Source organism: Zobellia sp. B3R18 (assembly GCF_018860715.1).
Taxonomy (GTDB): domain Bacteria; phylum Bacteroidota; class Bacteroidia; order Flavobacteriales; family Flavobacteriaceae; genus Zobellia; species Zobellia russellii.
The window spans coordinates 1,193,080-1,209,925 of the sequence record NZ_JAHKQG010000011.1; the positions used below are offsets into that span (position 1 = coordinate 1,193,080).

Here is a 16,846-nt window from a genome sequence, read left to right on the forward strand (position 1 = left end):
AGGGAGCATGGCAAAATTAAAGGGAGTTTGTATAGGTGCTGGCTATTTTAGCCAGTTTCATTTTGAAGCTTGGAAAAGAATTGATGCGGTTGATATTGTTGGTGTTTGCGATTCGGTGAAAGAACGAGCGAAGGATATAGTTGACACCTATGGTTTTAAGAAGGCCTATTCTAGCGTTGAGGAAATGTTCCGGAATGAAAAGCCGGACTTTGTAGATATTATTACACCTCCCGAAAGTCATTTAGAGCTTTGTAAATTAGCGGCGGCACATAAGATTCATATCATTTGTCAAAAACCTTTGGCACCTACTTTAGAAGAAGCCCAAGAGATTGACGCGCTTATTGAAGGTTCGGGGGTTAGGATGATGGTACATGAAAATTTCCGGTTTCAACCTTGGCACCGGGAACTCAAAAAGATTTTGGACGCAGGAACAATTGGTTCCAAATTACACACCATAAATTTGCGAATGCGAATGGGAGACGGTTGGCAGACCGATGCCTATATGAATAGACAGCCCTATTTTAGGGAAATGGAGCGTTTGCTTATCTACGAAACAGGAATTCACTTTATAGACGTGTTCAGATACTTGGCAGGAGAAATCACACAGGTATACGCTAAACTCAGAACGCTTAACAACAAAATTAAAGGCGAAGATTTTGCTTGGGTAAATTTTGATTTTGCGAACGGAGGCTTGGGCTTTTTGGATGCCAATAGGTACAATGAAAACACTTCCGAAGATCCAAGGTTAACTTTTGGTGCTGTGCTTATTGAAGGGGATAAAGGTAGTTTACGACTTTATGATGACGGTAAGATTACGGTTCAACTTTTAGGCGAGAAAGAACGTCCGCATCAGTATATTTTCAAGAAACAGAACTTTGCAGGCGATTGTGTCTTTGCTACCCAACAACACTTTATTGCAAACCTCCAATCGGGAGCGCCTTTTGAAACGGATGTTTCTAATTATATTCCTAATATTTCGGTTTTGGAGAAAATCTACGAATCCAGCCGAAAGGGTCTTCCGCTTCAGGTATAAATTTATTTTTTTGGGTTAATTTTTGGTTGGGATTTACAACGGGCATACTGTTATTTACGCCGTAAGTTTACCACCTTTGTATCGACTTATATGTTCCTCTTACAGCTAACTTTTTGCAAACCGCTAGACTACATTGGTTTGAGGTTTTATAGTGTGGCGCATGTAGGTTTTAAGAGGTAATTATTCCACAATTTTGAACGTATATCGTAATGAAGATGACAGATAAGAAGATACCATATTCCATATTAGAATTGGCAACCGTTGGAGCCGGTTTTAAGCCTAAGGAAGTTTTTGATAATAGTCTTGAATTGGCACAAAAGGCCGAGGAGTTTGGATACAACCGTTTTTGGTTGGCCGAACACCATAACATGTTAAGCATTGCCAGTTCTGCAACTACAGTACTTATGGGGCATATTGCCGGAGGAACCAAAAAAATACGTGTTGGGTCCGGGGGTATTATGTTGCCCAACCATTCATCTCTGCTCATAGCGGAGCAGTTTGGTACCTTGGCATCATTATATCCTGATCGGATAGATTTAGGGTTGGGTAGAGCTCCTGGCACGGATCAGGTAACGGCAAATGCCATTCGTCCAGATAGAATGCAGGCCGTGTATCGTTTTCCTGAAGAAATGCATAACATTCAGCAGTATTTTTCAAAAGAGAACCAAAATGCCAAAGTTAGGGTTCCCATTGCCGAAGGCGTAGAGGTGCCCATCTATATTTTGGGTTCCAGTACGGATAGTGCCCATTTAGCGGCAAAAGAAGGGCTTCCGTATGTGTTCGCAAGTCACTTTGCTCCTAGTCAGCTCCAAGAGGCCCTGCAAATTTATTATAATAATTTTCAGCCTTCAAAATACCTGAACGAGCCGTATACCATGGCGGGTGTAAATGTTGTAGCAGCAGAAACCGATGAGGAGGCAGATACCATTTCTACTTCTATGTTGCGCTTAATGTTGGGCGTGATGACAGGAAAGATAGATTATATGCAACCGCCGGTGAAAATGACGGCAGAACTTAAACAGATTTCCGTAGACCCTGCTTTTCAGCGAATGTTGAAGTATGCTTTTGTGGGAAGTAAAGCTACGGTAAAAGAGAAAACAGCGGAATTTATAAAACAGACGGGCGTAAACGAGATTATTGCGGTCTCACATATTTATAATCAGCAAGATAGAATAAATTCATTCCGACTTTTTTCCGAAGTTATGCAGGAATTATAGGGAAACCGAGGTGTTAAAAAGATAGAGACCTGCTCCGAATATTCGATTGCGAAAGATTTTTGTTTATTTGAATTAACTAATTTTGAATTGATTACCTTTCTTTGGATGCTTTAAACCTACCCAAATGGAGTTATCAAAAATTCTTTTAGCAGGGCTCGTTGGTACTACTTTGATGACCGCTTTCAGTTATTTGGTGGGGCAATTGTGCGATGCTGAACTTGGCGAGCCCAAACTTCTCAATAAATTCTTGGACCGTTCCAAACGCTTAGACATTGAAGTTGCAGAGGATAGTATTTGGGGCTGGATATTCCACTATCTAACGGGCTTTCTTTTTGCAGGAGCCATGGCCGCCTATTTCTGTTTAACGGAAAACCATCCTACATGGTGGTTGGCCATTGTTCTTGGATGTATATTGGGGCTATTTGGTGTGTTGGGTTGGTTGACCATGATACGGTTTCATAGCGCTCCGCCCAAAATAGAATTACAATTGTTTCTAATTCAGCTTGTGGGTGCCCATATCATTTTTGGCCTTGGGGCAACCTTTGTTTTTAGGCTTTGGGCAACATGGTACACTTTGTAATCGCGTATAGGCTTAGTTAGGGTCCTTGTCTTTTTTGCTGACCAAACCCTTGGTAAACTCGTTTAAGGTTTCTACTTTTTCTTCAAAGTCGCCTTTAATTGTTTTTCTGAATTCGTTGAGGTTCTTCACCAGGTCGTCTATATTTTCAGGAATGACATCCTCAAAAAACTGACGCAAACGTTTAGCTGTGGTAGGCGATTTTCCGTTAGTAGAAATAGCCACTTTTACGTTTCCTTTGGTAACGATTCCACCCATATAAAAATCACAGAAAGGAGGGTTGTCCGCTACGTTTACCAAAATGCTCTCCGCCCTACAATCATGGTATACTTGTTCGTTTACTTCTACCTTATCGGTAGTGGCAACGACCATGTGTTTGCTTTTTAAGAAAGATTTATTGTAGTCGCTTAAATACATAACAATACCAAATTTGGTCGCGAGAGCAATAGTTTCTTCCCTGTAAAAAGGAGATACCATTTCCACTTGGGCACTAGGACTTGATTTTAAAAGGAAAGTCAATTTTTCCAAGGCTACGTTTCCTCCGCCCACGATTAAAATATTTAGATTGGATACTTTAAGAAATACGGGGTACAGTTCATTCCGCTCCATGTTCTTCTTCTTTTTCTGTTTTATAATTTATAGTGACACGAGTGCCTTCGCCGGGAATAGAATTTATAAATAGCCTACCGTTAATATAGTCTATGCGCTCTTTCATAAAAAAGAGTCCCATTCCGCCTTCACTATTGTTTTTAGGTACTTGACCCAAAATAGAATCGTCAAAACCTTTGCCGTCATCGTCAATAACAACACTTAAGATATCATCTTTATAATTAATGGTCACCAAAATATAATTGGCTTCGGCATATTTTATGGCATTGTTTACCGCCTCTTGTACTACTCTATAGACATTGGTTTCGGCCAAGGAGTCAAACCTAATGTGTTCATCGGTCCGGTTATCAAAAAGAATAGTTTTACCCGTGAGTTTAGAAAGCTCGGCAGTCATTTTTTGAAGTGCCGGAAAAATACCGTGATCGCTCAGTTCCGGTGGTGTTAGGTTAAAAGTTGCCGTACGCACACCCTTTATCAAATCTGAAGTCAAAGTTTTTAAATAGGCAATCTTTTCAATAGTCTTAGCCTTGTTTTCAGGGTCAATGGATTCTATATTGAATTTTAGGGCGGTCAACATTTGGCCAATACCATCATGAATGTCCTTTGCAATCCGTTTTCTCTCTTCTTCCTGGCCCTCAACAATTTGGCTTGCCTGTACTTTTTTCTGTAACATGCGGGCTTCAAAATTCTGCTGGGTAAGCTGCTCTACTTTTATGCTGTTTTCTTTCCGTTCCGTAATATCCGAACAAAGAATTAGAATACTCTGTTGTCTACTGGATTGATGCATGGGTACTATGGACATATCCAGCCAAAAGTGTTTTCCTTTTAGGGTGGTAATTTTAATCTCTTCTGTACGGATTACGTTTTTTCTATTGTTCTTTAGAACCTCCCTAAGGTATTCTTGCTGGCCTTGATCAGCCGTCAAAATTTCGGAAAGAGGCTTGTTCAGTTGCTTTTCGGTTATCCCTAATAGCTCTAGGAATTTTTTACTTATAAAAACGATGCTCCCATCTTTTCTGGTACTGGCAAACAATGCGGCATTGTCTATTACAAAGTTAAGCTCCTGTAGTTCCTGAAGGGATTTCTCCTTTTCCGAATAAAGCTGCTGAACCTCTTTTGCCCGTGCTTCCGAGTTTACTTGGTTTTGCATTAAATCGCCAATGGTCTTTCTAATTTGTAAAGAAAGAGGACGAAAAATGAACAATATTTCTAGTAATAATATGAGCAATGAAATGCCAAGTAGAACATATTCCTTTCGCTTAAGGATTTTTAACTGTTCCTTGCTCCGTTGATCATATTGGTTTACGATATCGTCCATCAATTGAAGAAAACTGTTCTCATTTTGGAGAACTACGGCAACATTTTCTTCTAGATTGGCCTTGTCTAGACTTTTGTCATGGTAGGATTGGATTATCTTTTCTGCGGCCCCTACCATGGCCGCATGATGGGGTTCTAGCTTCTGGAATAACTCTAGTATTTCAACATGGGTCTCTTTAGGAATTCCTATTTCCGCATCTCCGTTCTGTAATGCCAAATGGGAGTGTTTCCAAATTGAAATGGTTTTAGAGAGGGCCGTTACATTTTTGGTAATGGAATTATTTGGAAACGCATCTTTTATGAGCAATAATTCTTTGGTCAATTTTTGACTATAGGCCCGTTGGAAACCTGCCACGTTAATGACTCTGGAATCACTCAGCTGTGAATTAAGGTGCAACTGAATAAGAATTTGAGAGACTATAATGGTAATTGCAATACCGGCCAAAGCCCATAGGTACCACTTTCTTATACTTAGAAAGGTTTCAGAGTCAAGCGGTAATTGGCTTTTTTCTTTTGACATGGTACATGGGTACTATTGCTATTCCTTAAATTAACCTGCAATGGCTTTTGAAACCAACTCCAGTGAATTCTTGGAAAGGGGCAGTTTTAATGCGGCTTCATGCCCTTCTTCGGACATTTTTCGCCATGTTTTTTGAAGAATGTCAATTACCTTGGCCTCATCGTGCTGAGACGCAAAGGGCTCAAAATAATGTTCAAGGAACACCAAGCAAATAACATCTTCCAAAGTTTGTGTGTCCTCATTTTTCTTTAATTGTTTCTTCTCCAATAAAAAAGCGACCTTCTCAATGGTTTCTTGATCGTAACCCACTTCTTCAAGAATAGCAGAAGCTTTTTGGGCATGGAATTTTTTTAGGTCCTGGCGCCATTTAAGATACCCCGTACGGTTCATTTCATAAGATTCCCGTGGAATTTCCCATCTGCATATATGTTGACATCTTGCCGTTAATTGCAAGGCTTCTGATGCTTTGGGGGCAAAGTTGTTCAGTTTTTCCGTCATACGAAGTGCATAAAGCAATTCTTTAGGATATGTTTTCCCAGAAGGGGTTATTTCTGTATGGGGATCTTGCTCGTTTGCCTTATCGAACAAAGAAAAGGCTTGCTGTAATTTATCGGAAATGGCCATAAGTTTAATTTTGGTCTAAGATACAAATACCTTGAGACCTGTAGAGAATCTATTGCATGGCTATAACGTCTTTCTAAAGTTTTGCCGAAAAAATCACTTATTCCGAAAAGCCAACGAACACAAATTCCCCTTCTACCTTAACCGGGTAGGTGGCAATGGCATCCAAACTCCCGTTTAGGTTTTCTCCTGTTTTTAGCGAAAACGTATTCTTATGAAGCGGACATGCTACTTTTGGTTGCATATCTTCCTCTCCGATCATTCCTCGGGAAAGTACCATTTCCATTTTATGCGGACAAAGATTCTGGCACGCGTACCAAGTGGCTTGGCGTGTAAAATTGAAAATGGCAATTTGTTTGTCCTTATATTTTATACATGCCCCGCCATTTTTTGGGAATTTGCTGGCGGGTCCTGCTTTAAACCAGACTTTTACGTTATCTGGCTGTACGGTTTCATATGTACTTAGATTTGCGATCATAATGTTGTTTTTAGTTTGGGATTACTCTGTTTGTCACTTTTTTTCGTGATTTTCAAGTTCTATTAAGCCCATTCTTTAGGCATCTTTTGATCACGAAGCGATACGAATTCTATATTATCATCCGGTTCGTCCGAGTTAATGAAGTGGGTATACCGTTCCCTTATTTCTGGAGTTTCTACGGCTTCTTTCCACTCACATTTATAGGTATCAACAAATTTTTGCATATCCGCATCCAGTTCTTCCGCAATACCTAGTGAGTCATTGATAACTACGTTTTTAAGATAGGTAATACCGCCTTCCAGTTTGTCTAGCCAAGCCGCGGTTCTTGTAAGTGGCGGAGCTGTTTTTATATAGAACATCATAAAACGGTCTACATATGTAATGGCAGTTTCCTTGTCCACTTTTTCGGCCAGTAGCTCGGCATGTTTTGGATTGGCCCCACCGTTTCCGCCTACGTAAACATTCCACCCGCCTTCAACGGCAATGAATCCAAAATCTTTACCTCGGGCTTCGGCACATTCGCGGATGCATCCGGAAACCCCGCCTTTAAATTTATGGGGAGAACGTATACCCTTGTACCTGTTTTCAATTTCTATGGCAAAACTTACGCTTTCGTCCATTCCGTATCGGCACCAAGTAGAACCTACGCAACTCTTTACCGTACGTAGCGATTTTCCATAAGCCTGACCGGTTTCAAAACCTTCGGCAATAAGTTCTTCCCAAATAAGGGGCAGCTCGTGCAATTTAGCACCGAACATATCAATACGTTGTCCTCCCGTTATTTTTGTGTACAAGTCGTACTTCTTGGCAATCCTACCCATGGCCATTAATTGCTTGGGCGAAATTTCACCCCCAGCTACCCTAGGAACGACTGAGTAGGTTCCGTTACGCTGTATATTGGCCAAATAACGATCGTTACTATCTTGTATGGTTTCTTGACGATTGGCCGTTTCATTGTATATACTGGCAAAAATTGAAGCGGCCAAGGGTTTGCAGACCTCACAGCCATGTCCTTTTCCTACTTCGTCCAGCAATTGGTCATAATCTTTAATATCCTTAAGCTTAACTATATCAAAAAGTTCTTGTCTGGAATAGTCAAAATGCTCGCAGATGCTTTCTTTAACCGTTTTTCCAAGGCTTTTTAGGCTTTCTTTTACCAGGTCGGCAACCATGGGCTTACATCCTCCACAGCCTGTTGTGGCTTTGGTTGCTTTGGCTACGTCCTTTACGGTTTCATTGCCATCGTCTATTACGGAACAGCAAACGGCTCCTTTGGTGACAGCTTCACAGGAACAGATTACGGCCGTGTCCGGTAAATCCATGGCGCTGCCAAATGCGGAACCTCCTTCGCCACGGGCACCAACAATGAGCTCTTCGGCATTATCGGGCAAAGGAATATTGTTAAGATACATTTGGTGTAGAATGCTATAATCCTCGGCATCACCTACCATAATTCCTCCTAATAGGGTTTTGCCATCGTGACTTACGTTTATACGTTTGTACAACCCTTTGGTCTTGTTCTCATAAATAATAGAAAGGCCCTTGTCCGCAGGCATATAAGGTATTCCAAAACTAGCCACGTCAACACCGATCAGTTTTAGTTTTGTGGACATATCAATTTCTGAGCGCATTACCACTTCGGAGCTCTCTATAATTTGGTTTACGGCCACTTCGGCCATTTCATAACCTGGGGCTACGAGTCCGTAAATCATTTGGTTGTACAGTGCCACTTCGCCAATAGCGAATATATTAGGGTCTGAGGTCTGCATTCTGTCATTTACAACAATGCCACCGCGAACTCCCATTTCTAGATTACAAGTTTTTCCGAGTTCATCACGAGGTCTAATACCTGCTGAAATTACGAGCATGTCTACTTCTAAGGTATCATCTTCGCCAAAGTCCATTCCTGTAATGGCACCGTTTCCTAGAATACGGTTTGTAGCTTTTCCGGAATGTATGTTAATGCCCATATTCTCTAAGGTAAGTTGAAGGACATTGCTACTTCGGGAATCCAGTTGTCTTGGCATAAGTTTTGGGGCATACTCTACAACATGGGGTTCTAGACCCATATCCATTACGGCTTTACCTGCTTCTAACCCCAAAAGACCACCGCCTAATATTGCCGCACGACCATTAGATTTTTTTGCTTTAATCTTTTCCGCATAGTTGAGCATAGCTTCTAGGTCCTCTATGGTGCGGTATACGAAGACACCTTCTTTCTCTACTCCGTTTATAGGAGGTACAAAAGGACTTGAGCCTGTGGCCAGTACTAAGTAGTCGTATGCATATTCTTTATCACTTCCAGTGGTTATCGTTTTTGTTTTACGGTGAATGTCCGTAACACGTTCATTAACGATCAGTTCTATCTTATTTTCTGTATACCAGCTCATAGGGGCAAGTTCCAAGGCTTTGGCATCCCTATTTCCAAAGAACTCGCTTAAGTGTACACGATCGTACGCCGCTCTTGGTTCCTCACCGAAAACGATAATCTTAAAATTTTCAGATTCTTCTCGGGCTGCGATTTTCTCACAGAACTTATATCCGACCATGCCGTTTCCGACAACAATAATGGTTTTCATAGGCTTCGATTTTAAACTACTTAGCAATATTACGTATAAATACGTATAAAATATCTGTTTTTATCGAAATAATTACGTAGTTTTGTTGAGGAATTAATAAAACAACCCTTTAAAACTGCTAGTTATGAAAACAGTAAAAGAGCCAAAAGTTACATTGATAGGAGCGGGTCCGGGAAGCGCAGACCTTATTACCATAAGGGGTTTAAAGGCTTTAAGGTCGGCCGATGTGGTTTTGTACGACGCATTAATAGATGAAGAATTATTAAAACAGATTGATGCCGGTATTCCAAAAATATACGTAGGTAAACGATGTGGAATGCATTCGTTCAATCAAGATGATATTAACATCCTAATAGTAGAAAAAGCATTTGAGAGAGGTCATGTGGTTCGTTTAAAAGGGGGCGACCCATTTGTTTTTGGTAGAGCCCATGAAGAGATAGCCTATGTGGAATCTTTTGGTATTCCTGTAACCGTGATACCTGGAGTTTCCAGTGCGATAGCTGTTCCGTCTAGTCAAGGAATACCTATGACACAGAGAGGTGTTAGTAGTAGTTTTTGGGTAATGACGGCAACAAAAAGAGATGGTTCGTTCTCAGAAGATTTAAAGTTCGCTTCGCAGTCTTCCGCAACTATGGTTATATTAATGGGAGTGAGAAAATTATCGGAAATAATTAGAGAGATCAATAAATATAGGGGGTCCTTAACTCCAATGGCTGTAATTCAAAATGGCACAATGCCAAATGAATCCTGTATTGTGGGTACATTGGGTAGTATGGCTTCAGGGAAATCTAGTATTGATTGCTCTAAACCCGGTATTATAGTAATAGGTGATGTAGTGGCCGAGCATCCGGCTTTTTTTGAGGAAGAAGTGCAGCGTGTACTCCATTCTAGTTTCTAAAATCTAAATAGGTTTACGTACGTATATTTTGAACTGGAGCCTCTGCTAAAAGCCCTGTCTTGTGTCTGTGTAAGGCATATGGCAGAGCTCTTTTTTTGGCGGGAATATGATATTGTTATTTTATACAGCACTTTTTTTAGATATCTGTTTTTTGGTTCAATATATTTTTTGTTCACGTAAAAATACTTAGTAATATGACATATTTTAGAAATATACGTAGTAATACGTATAAATATACGTAGTTTTGAATATTGTTGAACCTAAAACATCTGTATTATGGAAACACAATCTAAAAAAGCGACCAGCTTAAAACTCGGAAATATTAAAAGTATGCCCATTCGTACGTTTTGGATAACTTCGGTAGCATTCTTTATCTGTTTTTTCGCATGGTTTGGTATTGTACCGTTCATGCCGGATGTTGTCAAGGACTTAGGGCTTACTCCTGAGCAGAAATGGAACTCTATTATATTGGCGGTAACCGGAACGGTGTTCGCACGTCTTCTCATTGGGAAATTATGTGATAAATATGGCCCCAGATTATGTTATACGTATTTACTTCTTATAGGAGCTATACCTGTTATATTACTTGGATTCGTTCAAACACCTGCTCAATTTTTAATTTGCCGTTTGTTCATAGGCTTTATTGGGGCATCGTTTGTAATTACCCAGTTTCATACTTCTATAATGTTCGCTCCTAATATTGTGGGTACGGCCAATGCTACATCTGCAGGTTGGGGAAATTTAGGAGGTGGCGCCAACCGTTTGGGAATGCCGTTAATTGCGGCTGCCGTGGTGAGTTTTGGTGTTGCGGATGAGGTAGCATGGCGTTATTCTATGGTAATTGCCGGTGTAATCGCAATGCTAATGGGAGTGGTTTATTACTTTTTTACACAGGATACTCCGGAAGGTAATTTTGCTCAACTTAAGAAAGAGGGTAAGATGCCCAAACTTAAGAAAGATGAGGAAAGCTTTGTAAGTGTTTTAAAGGATTATCGGGTGTGGATACTATTTGTAGTATATGCCGCCTCTTTTGGAATGGAGCTTACCGTATATGGAACAATGGATGATTACTTGCAAAATACGTTTGGCCTAATGCGCTCTACGGCGGGTAATCTGGTTTTATCGTTTGCCTTAATGAATATTTTTGCAAGAACCTTGGGAGGTTTCTTTGGAGATAGATTCGGGAAAATGAAAGGATTGCGAGGTAGAGTTGTGTTCTTGGGGATAATTTTAGCTATAGAAGGTTGTATGCTTACCATATTTTCAACTACTACAAGTATTGCCTTTGGTATCTTATTTTTGATAGCGTTTAGTCTATCCGTTCAGATGGCTGAAGGAGCTACTTTTTCCGTTGTGCCGTTCATTAATAAAAAAGCAATTGGTTCTATTTCGGGCATTGTAGGAGCGGGCGGAAACGTTGGGGCCTTTGTTGCGGCAATGTTTCTCAAATCACAATCCGCTTTGGCCGAAACCCAAGCGATTGCCGCAAATACAAGCTTGGGAGAAGAGGCGGTTAGGGCAGCGCAATCCGCTGCAGCTTCTACAGCAGTATCAGGTGGGTACTTTGTTATAGGAATTTGTGTTGTTGTTGCAGCTGGTCTATCGCTAGCAATAAAATTCTCCACAGAAGACGAGAAGGCTACGGCTTTAGAAATGAACAAGGCCAATACGCCTAAGTTTGCTGTAGCGGATAAGTAAAAAGTCAATATGATTTCTACACAGGCAAATACGAATACGGCTCGAACCAAGAAAAAAATGGCCCACACTTCTTGTGAGGACTGTACAAATAGTGGTTGTCTTATTAAAAGAAACTTAAGACTTAGTGCATTGGTATCGGAATTTGTTGAGGAAAAGAGGGAGTTCACTTGTAAAAAGGGCCAGCAATTTATTATGGAAGGAGCTCCCGTAAACGGCTTGTTCTTTATTCAATCTGGAAAAGTTAAGGTTTTTAGAACCGGTATTAACGGAAGGGAGCAAATCGTTCGCTTTGCCAACTCTGGTGAAATAATTGGGCATAGGGGGTTTGGAACCCACGAATACTATAGTATCGGTGCTATGGCCCTGGAGGATACCAACCTTTGTTATTTCTCAAAAGAAAACCTGCAAAAAGTACTATTAACAGCGCCCAATTTTACATACGATCTCATGTTATTTTATGCCAATGAGCTCAATAGAAGTGAGGCTAAAGTAAAATCAATTTCACAGATGACTGTTCGTGAGCGTGTCATAGACACCCTAATTTATATAGAGCGAAAATTTGGTAGAAAAAATAATTTTATCAATGTCGCTTTAAGTAGAAGGGAGTATGCAAATTATGCCGGAACTACGGAAGAGCAAGTTATACGAGTATTCTCTGCACTAAAGAAGGATAATTTGATTGACACAAAAGGCAAGCGTGTTGAAATTATTGATAGCTCGCTTCTCAAACGGGAAATATCCGAGCATAACTTTTATTTGGACAGTTAAGTAAACCGTACACTTTCCCTACAATTACTCAATATTTATTAATCCGTACCACTACGTATCTATACTCAAATAGATAGGTGTGTTCTAACATGTTGAAATTCAGTATTAAATAATATAAACATGTTTTTTGGCAGGTTTAATAATGTGTAATAGCAATTTTAGAGCTGGTGTAAAAAGAGGGTTTAACCTATGATATACCATATGTAGATCAAACGATTACGTATACATTTGTCAAAAGTAAGTATTAATACGTAGTTTAATTAAAACCAATTGAATATGAAAACCATTTTTACAAAAGCATCATTATTTGCGAGTTTGGCTGCAGTTGTGATGGCTTGTGGAGGAAAAGAAGCAAAAAAGACCGAAGCTTCTACGGAAGAAGCTGTGGCATCAAAAACAAAGATGTTGGATATTGAGAAACCGCAATTGACTTTCGGATTTATAAAGCTAACGGATATGGCTCCTTTGGCCATAGCCAAGGAAAAGGGCTTCTTTGAAGATGAAGGGCTGTTTGTTTCCGTAGAAGCACAATCTAACTGGAAAAACATTTTAGATCGCGTTATAGATGGCCAGTTGGACGGTTCTCATATGTTGGCGGGACAACCAATTGCGGCAGGAGCCGGTTTTGGTAGACAAGCCAAATTGGTAACTCCTTTTTCAATGGATTTGAATGGTAACGGAATAACGGTGTCCAATGATGTTTGGTCTAAAATGAAGCCAAATGTACCGGCAGATTCAGAGGGAAAACCTATACACCCGATTAAGGCAGACGCTCTTAAACCAGTTATTACCGAGTATAAGAATAGTGGTAAACCGTTCAAAATGGGAATGGTGTTCCCTGTATCTACACATAACTATGAAATTCGCTATTGGTTGGCAGCAGCGGGTATTCACCCAGGTATGTATACTGCGGATAACGTGCAGGGCCAGATAGATGCTGAAGTGTTGTTGTCCGTAACACCACCGCCACAGATGCCAGCTACATTGGAGTCAGGAACTATCTATGGTTACTGTGTAGGAGAGCCTTGGAACCAACAAGCGGTATTTAAAGGTATTGGTGTACCTGTAACTACTAATTACGATATCTGGAAGAACAACCCTGAAAAAGTGTTTGTTATGACGGAGAAATTTGTAAACGAAAATCCAAATACGGCCATAGCCGTTACTAAAGCATTAATCAGAGCAGGAAAATGGTTAGATGAGCCATCAAATAGGGCCGAAGCCGTAAAAATTCTTTCAATGTCCCAGTATGTTGGTGCACCTGAAGAGGTTTTGGCAAACTCCATGACCGGTACGTTTGAATTTGAAAAAGGAGATAAGCGTGAGATGCCTGATTTTAATGTTTTCTACAAGTACAATGCTACATATCCTTTTTACTCGGACGGTATTTGGTTCTTAACTCAAATGCGAAGATGGGGACAGATTCCAGAAACAAAATCAGCTGAGTGGTACGGTGAAACGATCAAGGATATCTATCGTCCTGACATCTGGAAAAAAGCTGCGGAACTTTTAGTGGTGGAAGGTCAAATTCCATCCAGTGATGTTCCTGATACGGACGGGTACAAACCAGCTACTACAGACTTTATAGACGGTACATCGTTTGATGCAAAAGATCCAATAGGATATATCAATAGTTTCTCCATAGGAAACAAGGATTAAGATACAGAGTAAGTAAATCGAAGCAAAATTAATGTATTATGGAACAAGATATAACACTTAAAAAGGAAGGTCAAGGACTTGCATTCTTAAAGCCGGTGGTAGCTAAGCTTACCCCTAAATTTCAAAAGGGTGATATTTTTTCGTCCTTGAAGAAAACAGGTATTACCGTATTGTCCGTTCTATTGTTCTTAGGATTATGGCATTTAGGGTCTAAGGCACTTTACAATAAGGAAGCAGCCTATAAAATTGAAAAGGCACTAACGGAGCGTGGCCAGGAAGCTGCGGACGCAGAGCGTGCATGTATCGCATCCGGAGACAGTAGTTGCCAACCCAATACGCTGCCTTCTCCTTCTCAAGTATGGAGTTCGCTTCAATCTCTAATTGCAGATCACAAAGTTATAACTGCGGATAAGGCAGCGTTTGAAGAAAAGATGTCCACCATGAATGCTAAGTTAGTAGCACAAGGCAAGGATGCTATTGTTTACACAGGCCGAGCTTCTTTTGTGGATATCGTTCTTACAAGTATAAAAACAGTTTTTGCGGGATTCTTATTAGCACTTTTAATTGCTGTACCAATCGGTATTATCATAGGGTTGAGCCCATCTTTGCGTAGTGCATTCAACTGGTTCATTCAAATCTTCAAGCCAGTATCCCCCGTGGTTTGGTATTTGTTGGTCTTCATGATCGTAAAGACACTTTACATAGGAGACAGTTCGGATAACGCATTTGTAATATCCTTTATAAGCGTAGGTCTCTGTGCCATGTGGGCCACCTTGGTAAATACCGCTATGGGTGTATCCTCGGTAGACAAAGATTACATCAACGTTGCCAAAGTTTTAAAATTGGGCACTTTTCAAAAAGTCTTTAAGGTGATTTTACCTTCTTCCCTCCCATTGATATTTACCGGTCTGCGTATTACGCTTTCCGTAGCTTGGATGGTACTTATAGCAATTGAGCTATTGGCACAAAGTCAAGGGTTGGGACTTTTCGTTTGGGAAGAGTTTCAGAACGGGGCCAACGACTCCAATGCAAAAATCATCGTTGCGATGTTCGTAATCGGTATTATCGGATTCCTTTTGGACAGGATTATGCTTTCCGTGCAGAACTTGGTTTCTTTCAACAAAAACGAAATGGCATAACCCTTAAAATCGTAACTAATGGCATATTTAGAATTAAACAATGTATACAAGAGTTATGGTACGGATGAGAATGTTACAAACGTATTATCCGACATCAACCTAACGATAGAAGAAGGGGAATTTGTTGCTATCGTAGGCTTTACCGGAAGTGGAAAAACTACATTGGTAAACCTTATCAACGGATTGTTAAAACCTACAAGTGGAGAAGTTCTCTTTAAAGGAAGTCCGGTTGTAGATACCAGTCATGAAAGAGGCGTTATTTTCCAAAACTACTCTTTGCTACCGTGGCTAACCGTTGGGCAAAATGTGTATATGGCGGTCAAAGAAGCTTTTCCAAAGTTGAGCAAAGCAGAGTTGAAGAAACGCGTTAGCGATTATGTGGAAATGGTAAGTCTAAGCCCTGCTATAAACAAAAGACCTAAAGAACTATCAGGAGGAATGAGGCAACGTGTATCGGTTGCCAGGGCATTGGCCATGAATCCTGAAATGATAATCATGGATGAGCCTTTAGGGGCTCTGGATGCTTTAACGCGCGGAAACCTTCAAGATGAAATACTAAATATTTGGAGCAAGGATAAACGCACGGCATTGTTGATTACCAATGATGTGGATGAGGGTATCTATATGGCAGATAGGATTATTCCTTTAAAACCGGGTCCAAATGCTACGTTAGGACCAGAGTTTAAAATAGATATTGAACGGCCTAGGGATAAGACGGCCATGAACGATAATCCAAATTACAAGAAAACAAGAAATGCCATTATCGAGTATTTGATGGATATCGGAGACCAAAGAAAATCGGTTTCACAACAGGAATACATCCTTCCAGAAATAGCACCTAAAAGTTTTGTAGCCTAAACCTAGAACTATGTCCGAAACAATAGAAAAAACAGAGTTGGGAACAACGGAGAACGGTATTTTTTATCCTTCTCAGGTAATGTTGGATCTGAACGATCTTAAGAAAGTATACCCCACACCAAAAGGAGATTATGTGGTACTGGAACATTTGAACCTTCAGATAATGAAAGAGGAATTTGTTACCATAATCGGCCATTCCGGATGTGGTAAAACTACAATGCTCTCTATGATAGCTGGCCTTAACCCTATTTCAGGTGGAAATATATCCGTTTTGGGAAATCCGGTTAAAGGACCTGGTCCGGATAGGGGCGTTATCTTTCAATCACCGAGCCTTATGCCGTGGATGACAGCGCTTGAAAATGTGCTGCTAGGCGTGAATCAGGTTTTTCCTCATGCAACAAAGGCACAGCGTCAAGATATAGCTAAATACTACCTTCATAAAGTGGGTCTGGACGGTGCTTTTGGCAAGAAAGCTTCTGAACTTTCCCAAGGTATGCAACAAAGGGTTGGTATCGCCAGAGCGTTTGCCATTAAACCTAAGGTATTACTTCTAGATGAACCATTTGGTATGCTAGACTCGCTTACCCGTGGTGAATTGCAGGATATTTTGATTGAAATCTGGAACAAAGAAAAAATTACGGCGGTAATGATCACCCATGATGTGGATGAAGCGATTTTCTTGGCAGACCGTGTGGTAATGATGACCAGCGGACCAAGGGCTAAAATAGGAGACATTCTAGATATTGAATTTGAAAGGCCTAGAACCAGAAAATCCGTATTGGAACATGATGATTACTATACATACCGAAAACACTTAATAGACTTCTTAGAACATTAAACCATAACTAAACACTAATACAATCACACATTAAGAC

15 protein-coding genes are annotated in these 16,846 nt (G+C 40.4%); 10 read left to right on the forward strand and 5 right to left on the reverse strand.

Annotation, left to right across the window (positions count from 1 at the left end; translation table 11 throughout):
- Positions 1 to 7: 7 nt before the first annotated feature.
- From KO513_RS11535 to KO513_RS11545, 3 genes are all read left to right on the forward strand, one after another.
- Positions 8 to 1,033, forward strand: coding sequence for a Gfo/Idh/MocA family protein (locus KO513_RS11535; protein WP_215913497.1), 1,026 nt, complete (start codon positions 8 to 10; stop codon positions 1,031 to 1,033).
- A 215-nt stretch (positions 1,034 to 1,248) separates the two neighbouring features.
- Positions 1,249 to 2,250 (forward strand): LLM class flavin-dependent oxidoreductase, encoded by a 1,002-nt coding sequence (locus KO513_RS11540; RefSeq protein ID WP_215914020.1) that lies wholly within the window; start codon positions 1,249 to 1,251, stop codon positions 2,248 to 2,250.
- Between the two features lie 124 nt (positions 2,251 to 2,374).
- Positions 2,375 to 2,830: a hypothetical protein gene (locus KO513_RS11545; RefSeq protein ID WP_215913498.1), complete on the forward strand. Its 456-nt coding sequence runs from the start codon at positions 2,375 to 2,377 to the stop codon at positions 2,828 to 2,830.
- 12 nt (positions 2,831 to 2,842) lie between these two features.
- Here the strand turns inward: KO513_RS11545 and KO513_RS11550 are convergent, their stop codons facing one another.
- From KO513_RS11550 to nirB, 5 genes are all read right to left on the reverse strand, one after another.
- Complete coding sequence (locus tag KO513_RS11550) at positions 2,843 to 3,436, reverse strand: precorrin-2 dehydrogenase/sirohydrochlorin ferrochelatase family protein (RefSeq protein ID WP_215913499.1); 594 nt, start codon at positions 3,434 to 3,436, stop codon at positions 2,843 to 2,845.
- Positions 3,423 to 5,273: an ATP-binding protein gene (locus KO513_RS11555; protein ID WP_215913500.1), complete on the reverse strand. Its 1,851-nt coding sequence runs from the start codon at positions 5,271 to 5,273 to the stop codon at positions 3,423 to 3,425. Before KO513_RS11555 ends, KO513_RS11550 begins: the two co-directional genes overlap by 14 nt.
- Before the next feature lie 30 nt (positions 5,274 to 5,303).
- Positions 5,304 to 5,897 (reverse strand): DUF4202 domain-containing protein, encoded by a 594-nt coding sequence (locus KO513_RS11560; RefSeq protein ID WP_215913501.1) that lies wholly within the window; start codon positions 5,895 to 5,897, stop codon positions 5,304 to 5,306.
- Positions 5,898 to 5,994: 97 nt separating this feature from the next.
- A complete protein-coding gene (nirD, locus tag KO513_RS11565; protein WP_215913502.1) occupies positions 5,995 to 6,372 on the reverse strand; it encodes a nitrite reductase small subunit NirD in 378 nt (125 codons plus the stop codon).
- A 62-nt stretch (positions 6,373 to 6,434) separates the two neighbouring features.
- Positions 6,435 to 8,951, reverse strand: coding sequence for a nitrite reductase large subunit NirB (nirB, locus tag KO513_RS11570; RefSeq protein ID WP_215436917.1), 2,517 nt, complete (start codon positions 8,949 to 8,951; stop codon positions 6,435 to 6,437).
- A 124-nt stretch (positions 8,952 to 9,075) separates the two neighbouring features.
- On the opposite strand from nirB, the gene cobA reads away from it, so the two are divergent.
- The 7 genes from cobA (at position 9,076) to KO513_RS11605 (ending at position 16,809) form a co-directional block, all read left to right on the forward strand.
- Positions 9,076 to 9,849 carry a uroporphyrinogen-III C-methyltransferase gene (gene cobA, locus KO513_RS11575; RefSeq protein WP_215913503.1) on the forward strand — a complete coding sequence of 258 codons (774 nt, stop codon included), beginning with the start codon at positions 9,076 to 9,078 and terminating at the stop codon, positions 9,847 to 9,849.
- 276 nt (positions 9,850 to 10,125) lie between these two features.
- On the forward strand, positions 10,126 to 11,547 hold the full coding sequence (locus KO513_RS11580; protein ID WP_215913504.1) for an MFS transporter: 1,422 nt from the start codon (positions 10,126 to 10,128) through the stop codon (positions 11,545 to 11,547).
- A gap of 9 nt (positions 11,548 to 11,556) precedes the next feature.
- Positions 11,557 to 12,315, forward strand: coding sequence for a Crp/Fnr family transcriptional regulator (locus KO513_RS11585; protein WP_252735772.1), 759 nt, complete (start codon positions 11,557 to 11,559; stop codon positions 12,313 to 12,315).
- A gap of 276 nt (positions 12,316 to 12,591) precedes the next feature.
- Positions 12,592 to 13,974 carry a CmpA/NrtA family ABC transporter substrate-binding protein gene (locus KO513_RS11590; protein WP_215913505.1) on the forward strand — a complete coding sequence of 461 codons (1,383 nt, stop codon included), beginning with the start codon at positions 12,592 to 12,594 and terminating at the stop codon, positions 13,972 to 13,974.
- Between the two features lie 38 nt (positions 13,975 to 14,012).
- On the forward strand, positions 14,013 to 15,113 hold the full coding sequence (locus KO513_RS11595) for an ABC transporter permease (RefSeq protein ID WP_215913506.1): 1,101 nt from the start codon (positions 14,013 to 14,015) through the stop codon (positions 15,111 to 15,113).
- An 18-nt stretch (positions 15,114 to 15,131) separates the two neighbouring features.
- Complete coding sequence (locus KO513_RS11600) at positions 15,132 to 15,971, forward strand: ABC transporter ATP-binding protein (protein WP_215913507.1); 840 nt, start codon at positions 15,132 to 15,134, stop codon at positions 15,969 to 15,971.
- Positions 15,972 to 15,981: 10 nt separating this feature from the next.
- Positions 15,982 to 16,809, forward strand: a complete 828-nt coding sequence (locus tag KO513_RS11605; RefSeq protein ID WP_155601150.1) for an ABC transporter ATP-binding protein — start codon at positions 15,982 to 15,984, stop codon at positions 16,807 to 16,809.
- Positions 16,810 to 16,846 lie beyond the last annotated feature (37 nt).

Bases quoted from the DNA above. Each gene is read 5' to 3' on its own strand.
- KO513_RS11540 (WP_215914020.1), top strand. From the start codon at position 1,249: ATGACAGATAAGAAGATACCATATTCCATATTAGAATTGGCAACCGTT.
- KO513_RS11545 (WP_215913498.1), top strand. From the start codon at position 2,375: ATGGAGTTATCAAAAATTCTTTTAGCAGGGCTCGTTGGTACTACTTTG.
- KO513_RS11590 (WP_215913505.1), top strand. From the start codon at position 12,592: ATGAAAACCATTTTTACAAAAGCATCATTATTTGCGAGTTTGGCTGCA.
- KO513_RS11580 (WP_215913504.1), top strand. From the start codon at position 10,126: ATGGAAACACAATCTAAAAAAGCGACCAGCTTAAAACTCGGAAATATT.
- KO513_RS11605 (WP_155601150.1), top strand. From the start codon at position 15,982: ATGTCCGAAACAATAGAAAAAACAGAGTTGGGAACAACGGAGAACGGT.
- KO513_RS11600 (WP_215913507.1), top strand. From the start codon at position 15,132: ATGGCATATTTAGAATTAAACAATGTATACAAGAGTTATGGTACGGAT.
- KO513_RS11555 (WP_215913500.1), bottom strand. From the start codon at position 5,273: ATGTCAAAAGAAAAAAGCCAATTACCGCTTGACTCTGAAACCTTTCTA.
- KO513_RS11585 (WP_252735772.1), top strand. From the start codon at position 11,557: ATGATTTCTACACAGGCAAATACGAATACGGCTCGAACCAAGAAAAAA.
- nirB (WP_215436917.1), bottom strand. From the start codon at position 8,951: ATGAAAACCATTATTGTTGTCGGAAACGGCATGGTCGGATATAAGTTC.
- KO513_RS11535 (WP_215913497.1), top strand. From the start codon at position 8: ATGGCAAAATTAAAGGGAGTTTGTATAGGTGCTGGCTATTTTAGCCAG.
- cobA (WP_215913503.1), top strand. From the start codon at position 9,076: ATGAAAACAGTAAAAGAGCCAAAAGTTACATTGATAGGAGCGGGTCCG.
- KO513_RS11550 (WP_215913499.1), bottom strand. From the start codon at position 3,436: ATGGAGCGGAATGAACTGTACCCCGTATTTCTTAAAGTATCCAATCTA.
- nirD (WP_215913502.1), bottom strand. From the start codon at position 6,372: ATGATCGCAAATCTAAGTACATATGAAACCGTACAGCCAGATAACGTA.
- KO513_RS11595 (WP_215913506.1), top strand. From the start codon at position 14,013: ATGGAACAAGATATAACACTTAAAAAGGAAGGTCAAGGACTTGCATTC.
- KO513_RS11560 (WP_215913501.1), bottom strand. From the start codon at position 5,897: ATGGCCATTTCCGATAAATTACAGCAAGCCTTTTCTTTGTTCGATAAG.